The sequence below is a fragment of the Dorea sp. 210702-DFI.3.17 genome, assembly GCF_020560825.1.
Classification (GTDB): domain Bacteria; phylum Bacillota; class Clostridia; order Lachnospirales; family Lachnospiraceae; genus Dorea; species Dorea formicigenerans.
In genome coordinates this window covers 1-252 of record NZ_JAJCNB010000131.1, presented here as the reverse complement: position 1 = coordinate 252, position 252 = coordinate 1, and the positions used below count along the sequence as shown (strand labels likewise).

The window sequence follows — 252 nt, the reverse complement described above, 5'->3', positions numbered from 1 at the left end:
CTATAACCTTGTCCTTTGCATTGATTCTTCCGGATGAAGCATTCCTATATTATAGCCAGGGAATGTATGATACCTATGTCAATGCGGTGCTCAGTGAGCAGGCTCTGGATGGAAATAGCCTTATGACTGCATATTTGGATTTGAACGAGAAGCTGGACGAAACTGGCATTGAATATGAAAGCTATCTTCAGAATATAGGTCGTCAGCTTTTCTACACCATAGCATCCAGTTATATTACCCTCTATCTTGCGA

The 252-nt window shown here is 41.3% G+C and carries 1 pseudogene; it reads left to right on the top strand.

From position 1 onward, the window contains the following. Positions 1–252, top strand: a pseudogene (locus tag LI149_RS15975) (ABC transporter permease); the annotation flags it as partial.